The organism is Capnocytophaga sp. oral taxon 380 str. F0488 (genome assembly GCF_000318255.2).
GTDB classification, from domain to species: domain Bacteria; phylum Bacteroidota; class Bacteroidia; order Flavobacteriales; family Flavobacteriaceae; genus Capnocytophaga; species Capnocytophaga ochracea.
On the sequence record NZ_KB291192.1, the window covers coordinates 6,124 to 15,158 of the forward strand.

The 9,035-nt window shown below is 34.3% G+C and carries 6 protein-coding genes; 5 read left to right on the forward strand and 1 reads right to left on the reverse strand.

Annotated elements, in window-relative coordinates; genetic code table 11:
- Positions 1 to 317 precede the first annotated feature (317 nt).
- The 5 genes from HMPREF9078_RS04520 (at position 318) to HMPREF9078_RS04540 (ending at position 7,480) form a co-directional block, all read left to right on the forward strand.
- On the forward strand, positions 318 to 3,629 hold the full coding sequence (locus HMPREF9078_RS04520) for a DUF2723 domain-containing protein (protein ID WP_009419562.1): 3,312 nt from the start codon (positions 318 to 320) through the stop codon (positions 3,627 to 3,629).
- A gap of 79 nt (positions 3,630 to 3,708) precedes the next feature.
- Positions 3,709 to 4,512: a DUF5672 family protein gene (locus HMPREF9078_RS04525; protein WP_009419563.1), complete on the forward strand. Its 804-nt coding sequence runs from the start codon at positions 3,709 to 3,711 to the stop codon at positions 4,510 to 4,512.
- Positions 4,493 to 5,476, forward strand: coding sequence for a hypothetical protein (locus tag HMPREF9078_RS04530; protein WP_009419564.1), 984 nt, complete (start codon positions 4,493 to 4,495; stop codon positions 5,474 to 5,476). The genes HMPREF9078_RS04525 and HMPREF9078_RS04530 overlap by 20 nt, the downstream gene beginning before the upstream one ends.
- Positions 5,476 to 6,438 carry a hypothetical protein gene (locus HMPREF9078_RS04535; protein WP_034542854.1) on the forward strand — a complete coding sequence of 321 codons (963 nt, stop codon included), beginning with the start codon at positions 5,476 to 5,478 and terminating at the stop codon, positions 6,436 to 6,438. The genes HMPREF9078_RS04530 and HMPREF9078_RS04535 overlap by 1 nt, the downstream gene beginning before the upstream one ends.
- Positions 6,428 to 7,480 (forward strand): glycosyltransferase, encoded by a 1,053-nt coding sequence (locus HMPREF9078_RS04540; protein WP_009419566.1) that lies wholly within the window; start codon positions 6,428 to 6,430, stop codon positions 7,478 to 7,480. The genes HMPREF9078_RS04535 and HMPREF9078_RS04540 overlap by 11 nt, the downstream gene beginning before the upstream one ends.
- Here the strand turns inward: HMPREF9078_RS04540 and HMPREF9078_RS04545 are convergent.
- Positions 7,465 to 8,559: an O-antigen ligase gene (locus HMPREF9078_RS04545; protein ID WP_232305304.1), complete on the reverse strand. Its 1,095-nt coding sequence runs from the start codon at positions 8,557 to 8,559 to the stop codon at positions 7,465 to 7,467. The two genes, HMPREF9078_RS04540 and HMPREF9078_RS04545, sit on opposite strands and share 16 nt — an antisense overlap.
- Positions 8,560 to 9,035: the final 476 nt, after the last annotated feature.

The following is a 9,035-nucleotide window of genomic DNA, read 5'->3' on the forward strand; positions in this document are numbered from 1 at the left end:
CCCTTTTTTCACCAAAAATCCTCCCTCTCCTCTTCCGAACTTTTCCGTTTTCTTCCGAGCTCCTAAACCCTCCAAATTTGCTAATTCAACAGCCTGTGTGGCTCACACTGCCTGTGCGGCTCGCACCTTTGGCAAAGTATAGTGATAACAAATATCCCTCCTATCACATACTCTACTTTTGCGGGGCACAGACCCAACTGTCGTGAACTGGCTCCAAAGGGGAATATAGTGAGGGGGCGAGGGGGGTATATCTGATTGACAAATTTGCTCATTTGGTAATTGTTTCTTACCTTTGCACTTTGAAATATAAAGTACTGATGACAGATAATCAATTTAAGAAATATAACCTCATTGTGGGGTGGGCTGTTTTTGCCGTAGCTCTTATCACTTATGGGCTTACGGTAGAACCTACGGTTAGCTTTTGGGATTGTGGCGAGTATATTGCTACCTCAGCGAAATTGGAAGTGGGTCACCCTCCCGGAGCGCCTTTATTCCAAATGATGGGCGCTTTTATAGCTGCTTTTGCTCCCAACTCGGATAAGATTGCGCTGTTTGTGAATTATATGTCGGTTTTATCGAGTGCTTTTACGGTTCTTTTCTTGTACTTCATCATCGTAAATTTGACCAAGAAAATCGCTTTAAAAAGAACCGATTCTGTTGAAGAAAAAACGCCTGCTACGCTTACCCAAGGGCAGTTTATCGCTGTTTTGGGAAGTGGGTTTGTAGGGGCTCTTGCCTATACTTTCTCGGATAGTTTTTGGTTTAACGCGGTGGAAGCAGAAGTGTATGCAATGGCAATGCTATTTATGTCGGCTATGTTTTGGCTGGGCATTAAGTGGACGGACAGTTTGCACGAACCACGTGGCGACCGCTGGTTGTTACTGATATCGTTAGTAGTGGGGCTGTCGTTTGGGGTGCATTTTATGGCGTTACTGACCATTCCTGCTATTGGTATGCTTTATTTCTTCAAGAGTAACTACAAGAAAACGGTAGTGAACTTCATCATTGCTAATGTAGTTTCTATCGCTATTTTGCTGTTGATATTTAAACTGATATTACCTTACACGTTGGCGTACTTTGGTTATTTGGAAGTATTTTTTGTGAATAGCTTCGGTATGCCGTTCAACTCAGGGACTATTATTGCGGGACTCTCGGTTATTGCGTTTTTCTATTTTACGCTGAACTACGCTTATAAGCAAAACAAAGTGCGCTTGCAAACGGGCATTTTATGCTTGTTGTTTGTGTTTATAGGGTTTTCGTCTTGGCTAATGATACCTATTCGGGCGAATGCTGATACGGTTATCAATGAGAACAGTCCGACTGATGCGCGTTTGCTATTAGCTTATTACAACCTTGAACAATACCCCGAAACGCATTTGTTCTACGGTCCTATGTATTCGGATAAATACGCTGGATTAGACGAAGAAAACCCGTATGAAGATGCGAAGCCAAAATACGAGCGCGATTATGCCTTAGGCAAATACATCATCGTGAATCAGTACAAAAACGCTCAGATGGCATCGAATAGCAAACAAGAGGGTGTTTTGCCGAGAATGTGGAGTGCGCAACACGCGGCGAATTATATGAAGCTCACAGGGCTACTTACGTTTAGAATAAAAGAAGAAGCGTATAACGAGCCGAAGCTCTATCAGTTCTTACAAGAAGTGCAAAGGCAAATGCAAATACAACCGCTTCCGCCTGAGCGTTACGACCAATTCCTTACCGAATATCGGGACTATATAGAAGTAGAGAAGCCAAGTTTTTGGAAGAATATGCACTACTTGTTCGAGTATCAGTTTGGGTATATGTACTTCCGCTATTTTGCTTGGAACTTTATAGGCAGGCAAGACGATGTGCAAGGCAAGATGGAGAATGACCACGGTAACTGGCTATCGGGCATTAAGCCTATTGATAGTTTCCGCCTTGGGTCGCAAGACAACCTTCCTGCCGATGTGCTGAACAATAAAGCTCGTAATACTTACTATTTCCTGCCTTTGCTCTTAGGACTCTTAGGGTTATTTTTTATGGCGACGAAGAGCGAACGCCAAACGTGGGTAGTGATGATGCTTTTCCTCTTTACGGGTTTGGCAATGAAAATATACCTCAACGAACGACCGTTTGAACCGCGAGAGCGAGATTATGCGTTAGTAGGTTCGTTCTACGCTTTTGCTATATGGATAGGAGTGGGTGTATACGGGTTATTCCACACACTTAAGAGGGTGCTTTCGCCACGAATAGGGGCGCCTTTGGCAGTGGTAGCGAGTTTGCTTGCTGTACCTGTGCTGATGGCAAGTGAGAATTGGGACGACCACAACCGCTCGCAAAAGTATTCGGCAGAGTTTATTGCGGACGCTTATTTGAGCTCGGTAGCTAAAGATAAAGACGCTATGATATTCACCATTGGCGATAACGATACGTTCTTACTGTGGTATGCCCAAGAAATAGAAGGCTATCGCACCGATGTACGGGTAATTAATACCAGCTTGTTGCAAACGGATTGGTATATCGACCAAATGAAGCGCCAAGCGTACCAAAGTAGTCCTATCCCAGGTGAAATGGTGCACAAACAATATGCTCACGGGGTACGTGAAGGGGTGTATTTCCAAAAACGCACCGAGAACCGCTGGAACATTAAAGACTTTGTGAAATGGGTAACCAGCGATGACCCCAATACACAGCTCAGTAGCAGTAGTAGTGAAAGTAGAACCTTTAACTACTACCCTACAAACAAAATACGGATTCCTGTAAATAAAGAAAACGTACTAAAGAGCGGTATTGTAAAACCCGAAGATGCTGATAAAATAGTAGATTATATAGATATCACGCTCCCTAGTGCCATCGATAAAGCACGTATTGTGATGCTGGATATTTTGGCTTATAACGATTGGAAACGCCCGATATACTTCTCCGGAGGTAGTATGGACTCTGCTGAGTATATCTGGATGAAGGAGTACTTACAATTAGATGGACTGGTGTACAAACTTGTGCCTATTAAAACAGAAATCGATAAAAAGCACCCCTTTGATATGGGTCGTATAGACAGTAATTTGATGTACGACATCATAAAGAAATGGGATTGGGGCAATATGGGTAAAGCAGGTATTTACTTAGACCCCGAAACGCGTAAGAACAGTATTATCTTCCGTGGTAATTTGGCTCGTCTTACCGAAAAACTAATAGAAGAAGGCAAATTAAATAAAGCCAAAGATATCTTGGATATCGGAATGAAGCATATGCCTTTGGAGGCTTATGGCTATTACTTTACTCTCGATCCTTTTGTACAAGGTTATTTTAAAGTAGGTGAGAAAGAAACCGCTCGTAAACTAGCCTTGCAGATATTTGGGAAATATCAAGAAGAACTGAATTATTACGCACACTTATCGCCAGATGAGCGATATGCTAATACTGCCAGAATACAGTATACCATAGACCGCTATGGAGAATTATTATTGCTCATAGCGTCTTTGGATAAGGATTTTTACGAAAGACAAGTAGAGGTGCTCAGAGCGAAGGCGAGTCCGTTTATGAAATCACAAGAGCTTGATGAGTATATGAAGATGCTAATCGATGAGGAGGTGGATACGCTTGTTCAGACAGGAGCAGAGAAAGATAGTGGAAAGAGCGAATAATCCTTGTAAGTAGTTATTGAAGTAATTTTGTTTTTTAAAAAATGGTTTTATCTTTGCCTTTTCTAAATTAAAAAGAAAAATGGTAAATATAGTTATCCCTATATATAAAGAAGAGCCGTCTGGCAATGATATAATCTCTATCAAACGTGTTTTTAGAGTATTAAAGGAATATCCTATTACCTTCGTTCACCCTAAAAGTTTAGATATAAGAGCTTATGAAGAGTTTGGTAAGGTTACTTTTAGAGATTTCGATGATGCCTATTTTAAAAGTATTGATGGTTATAATCAACTGATGCTTAGTATAGATTTTTACGAGGCTTTTACTGAAAAATATATACTTATCTATCAGACTGATGCGTATATCTTTAGAGATGACTTATTATTTTGGTGTAAAAAAGATTATGATTATATAGGAGCTCCTTGGATTCGTCGCAGAGAGAAAGCCCCTATTATTAAGAAAATTTGGGATAGCTCAATCTGTTTTATAAAGCAAGCTATAAACTATAAAGGCAATCGGAAAACTCAAAAAAACAAAATTTTGCTTTATAATGAGGTAGGCAACGGAGGTTTCTCTCTGCGAAAAAGAGAAAAATTCATAGAAGTATTAAAACAGCTTACCGAACAAACTGCTGTGTATCTAAAACCTTCTAACAGAAGTACCTTTTATGCTGAAGATGTTTTTTTTAGTATAGAACCTAAGCGAAATGGGATTGATTTTAAAAAACCAAACTATAAAGAAGCTTGTCTTTTTTCTATTGAAAATAAAGTAAGAAAAGCACTTGCTTTTAACAACCAAATTCTGCCTATGGGGTGCCATCGGTGGGAAAAAGAAAACAGAGAGATTTGGGCACAATTTATAAAAGATGAAACAGAAGGATTTTGAGGGAAAAACAATAATTATAGCAATGCCTAACCACTTTGGGTTACTTGAACAATTCAAAGATAATTTAGAGTTTTTAGGCTTTGAGGTTTTTGTATTGGATATATCTAATAGAACAAATGCCATTTCTTTGAAAGATAAAATTACTCACGGATATAAGAAACTATTTTTTGGTGACAGAAGTTATAAACCTTCTATCAAAAATAAGAAGGCAAAAGAAGACATACTGATCCAATTATCACACATCAAAAAAGCTGATTATGCTCTTTTCATCCGCCCAGATTTATTTGATTTTGAGGTCATAGATAAGGTAAAACAATTATCTAAGAAAACAGTAGCTTATCAATGGGACGGTTTAAATAGATATCCTTTAGCTAAGAAGTATATCAACTTATTTGATAAATTCTATGTTTTTGACAAGAAAGATTTGAATTTAAGCAGGCGCCTAAAACATACTACTAATTTCTATTTTGATAATATAATCTCAAAAGAAGTAGTAACTCCTAAAACTGTTTTCTTTGTAGGTACTTATATGAAAAATAGAGTATTATTGTTGGAGCAAATAAGTACTTTGTTAGAAGACGAAGGATTGACCCCTAATATTTTTTTAGTTTCAGAGCGGAAAAAATCTCATCATTATAAGTTTAAAATAATTGATAAGGAATTTAGCTTTAAAGAAAGTATTTTGAAAATGCAAAAATCAGAATATTTATTAGATTTACATAACCCTATACATAATGGACTTTCGTTTAGGACATTTGAAAGTATTGGCTATGGTAAAAAACTAATAACAAACAATCTTTTAGTGAAGGAGTATGATTTTTATAATCCCAATAATATATTTATAATTGAAAAAGGTTCTTTTGATAACTTTGATGAGTTTTTAAACGCTCCTTATCAACCTTTAGAAAAAGAGATACAAGATAAATACAGTTTTTCAAGTTGGATAAAACAATTATTAAAATAATGAAAAGGAAGCTTTTGTTCATCGCCCCCGACTATTATGGTTTCAATGAAGTTGTTCTTAAGGGATTAAAAGAATATAGTGATTGTGATGTGAGCTATATAGTCTCAAACTTTAAGTACCAATATAAAAATTGGGGGGAAAGGATTTACAACTTCTTTTTAAAAACTCTTTTAGGAAGAAATCTAAAAGAGAAAAAAAAAGATGAATATATAAAAGAGTTTATTAAATTTATTAACGAAAGTAATGATTATGATGTTTTACTAATAAACGCCCCATACCTTCTAACTAATAATCAGATAGAAATAGCTTTAAAGAAAACAAAACTATCAGTAGTTATCTTTTGGGATAGTATTGAAAAAATACCTATGCAGAAGAAATATTTAGAAGATTTTAACATTATCTATAGTTTTGAACCAGATGATTGTGTAAAGTACCATCTAAAAAAGATTACTAATTTCTACTTTGCAGAAAATAATAATGATTCAAATAACCTATACGATGTTTGTTATTTAGCCACCTATGATGAGAGAATAAAAGTTGCTGAACGTATCTTTAAATATTTTGATGAACATAATATTTCAGTCAAAGGAAAGATGTTTGCACGTAGGCGGCAAAGACTCCCTAAAAGTATTGAACGTATTAAAGAAATTATTCCTTTTTCAAAATCATATAAATACTATTTAGATAGTAAAATTATTTTGGATATTGCACATCCTCACCAAAAAGGGTTGTCTTTTCGTCCATATGAGGCTATAGGACTAAGAAAAAAACTTATTACCACTAATAAAGATATTGTAAATTATGATTTTTACAATCCTAATAACATCTTTGTTATAGAAGATATTGACAACATTACTATCCCTTTGGAATTTTTTAAAACTGACTATCAAGAAATAGATATAAAACTAAGAGAAAAATACCATATTAAAAATTGGATTCATAATATTATTAATGGAAACTAAAATACTCTTTCTTTGCCCTAATAACAATTTTATGAGTGGTGGGGTAAAACAGATTTTCCGCCAAGCAGAAACATTAAAAAAAAATGGCTTTAATGCCTCTGTTCTACTACAAGGTAAAAGTAAGCAAAAGTGGTTTCATAGTGATGCACAAATATCATATAGTCCTTACTTATTTAAATTACTAAAATATATACTTGGGAATAGAAAAATTACTTTTATAAAAAAAATAAAACTATGGTTTTTAAACAAGAGAAGTATTCCTATGGACAAGAATACTATATTAGTTTTTCCTGAAATATACGGTGATAAAATAGATAGGATAGCCCAAAATATTAAGAAAGTAATCTTTAATCAAAACTGCTATTATACTTTCAACCACTATTTTTTTGAAAAAGAATATACTCAAACACCTTATAATAACCCTAATATTTTAGCAACAATTGTTGCTTCTAAAGATGCTTTAACTTATATGAATTATACTTTCCCTAAGTTAAACACATATAAAATGACCTTAGGTATTGACACTTCGATTTTTTCTTATTCTTCTAAAAAGCAAAAACAAATATGCTTTATGCCTCGAAAGTTAACTGATGATGTACGCCAAGTAATCCTTATTCTCAAACTTAGGGGAGTGCTTAGTAACTGGAGTTTAGTGTCTATTGATAATAAAAACGAACTAGAGGTCGCTAATATAATGAAAGAAAGTGTTTTCTTTTTAAGTTTCAATCATCGAGAGGGTTTTGGACTTCCACCAATAGAAGCTATGGCTTGTGGTTGCTATGTGATTGGTTACCACGGAGAAGGAGGTAGAGAATATTTTAATCCTAAATTTTCTTCTTCCATAGAGGGAGGTAACATCATAGAATATGTAAGGAAAGTAGAAGAGCTACTATTGATTTATGAAAAGTCTCCTGAAATAATCATAGAAAAAGGAAAGAAAGCTTCTGATTTTATACTATCTAACTACTCAATGGAACGAGAGGAAAAAGATACTATCTCTATTTGGAATAATATTCTACATCTCTTTCAACCCTTATTATAGTATAAATTAAGTGTTTTCTCCTGCTTAAAAAAAATAAATATTAAAAAAGGAAGTAAAATAAATACCCCTGGTTGATAATTTAAAATAACATCCGTATTCATAAATAAGAGAAAAATCATAAGACAATATATAATATAATTATCCTTATTGTAAATTCCTTTTTGGTAAATAGTGAATATCCATAATAAAAGTAAAGAAAACCCAACTATTCCTAAATCAATAAATGTAGCTAAAAAATCATTGTGAATGTGCACTAATCCTATCGTTTCCTTTGCTAGAAGTTTTTCATAGGAGGTGCCTGCCCCTATTATAAAATGATTATTAATACTTTCTTTTGCTTTTATAAACATTTTTTCTCGCGCAGAATCAGCAAAAAAAGTCGTATGAGTAACTAACCAATAAATACCTAATAAGCCCATTGAAAACAATCCTATTTCAGTTATAATACGCTTTCGAATAGTCCATTCTTTAGAAATATAAAACCAGCCTAATATCAAAAGACATAAAGGGAAACCTATTATAGCTACTCTCGCTTGTAGCATAAAAACAAAACAAAACAAGAGAACTCCATACAAAATAACTTCTGGTAATGATATAAGTTCTTTATTCTTCCTCCACACCAAAACGCCTAATCCCCATATTACAAGCATTATCCAAGCTATAAAACTAGGATGCTTAAAAATAGACCATCCTAATAAGAGCTCATAATAATTCATATAACCTTTATTAAAAGCCAAAAAACTAAAAAAATGAAGATTTATAGCTTTTTGTATAAAAATATAAGCACTTATATTCAAGGTAAGCAATAATAAAAACAACTTAAAACATAGAGTAATAAAACTCATACTCTCTTGTTCTTTTGTACGAAAACCAATGCAAGTAATAAAAGCAAATAGTAAAAAATAGAGTTTATCTGTATTAACATCTTCCCAAGCAAAAGATTTGTCTTCTGTCCATAGTATTCCTAAAAACCGCAATATTATCAGCAAAAAGAAAACAATCATTACTCTATCGGGCATTATCCATTTTCGGTAAACTAAAGAATAAAAACCACATAAAAAAAGTAAGAGTAGATCCATACGAAATGTGATTTTATGCTTATATGTCCACAAAAAAACGGTTGCGGCTCCTACACATATTATAAGTGAACGTAAACATTTTTCTTTTCTAAAAAGAATCACGTGATTTTGTAACAACCATAAAGCAGAAAAAAACCCACAGAAATAGAAACCTCCTTTAAAAAAGCCATTACTGAACCCCTCCCTTATCCATAAATCTGGGAAAATATATGAAAGAAAAAAGGCTAAGACAATAACTAGTAAGGAAAGTAAGAATATCCAATTTTTTAGCAACTTGTTTATCATTTCTCAACAAACAAATAAGTCTTCTTGCAATTAAAAGAATTTGTAAAAATACTAACTAATAATGCAAAAGTATAACATCTTGATGAGATAACCAAAAATAGTTCCTCTTCCTCCCCTCATCTTTTGTTTAAAACACTGCCCACCTACACTCTTTCTCAACTGTCATATCCTGAAATAGGTTTACACTAAAA

Excerpts from the sequence above, each read along its gene's own strand:
- HMPREF9078_RS04540 (WP_009419566.1), top strand. The coding sequence starts at position 6,428 with ATGGAAACTAAAATACTCTTTCTTTGCCCTAATAACAATTTTATGAGT.
- HMPREF9078_RS04530 (WP_009419564.1), top strand. The coding sequence starts at position 4,493 with ATGAAACAGAAGGATTTTGAGGGAAAAACAATAATTATAGCAATGCCT.
- HMPREF9078_RS04545 (WP_232305304.1), bottom strand. The coding sequence starts at position 8,559 with ATGGATCTACTCTTACTTTTTTTATGTGGTTTTTATTCTTTAGTTTAC.
- HMPREF9078_RS04525 (WP_009419563.1), top strand. The coding sequence starts at position 3,709 with ATGGTAAATATAGTTATCCCTATATATAAAGAAGAGCCGTCTGGCAAT.
- HMPREF9078_RS04520 (WP_009419562.1), top strand. The coding sequence starts at position 318 with ATGACAGATAATCAATTTAAGAAATATAACCTCATTGTGGGGTGGGCT.
- HMPREF9078_RS04535 (WP_034542854.1), top strand. The coding sequence starts at position 5,476 with ATGAAAAGGAAGCTTTTGTTCATCGCCCCCGACTATTATGGTTTCAAT.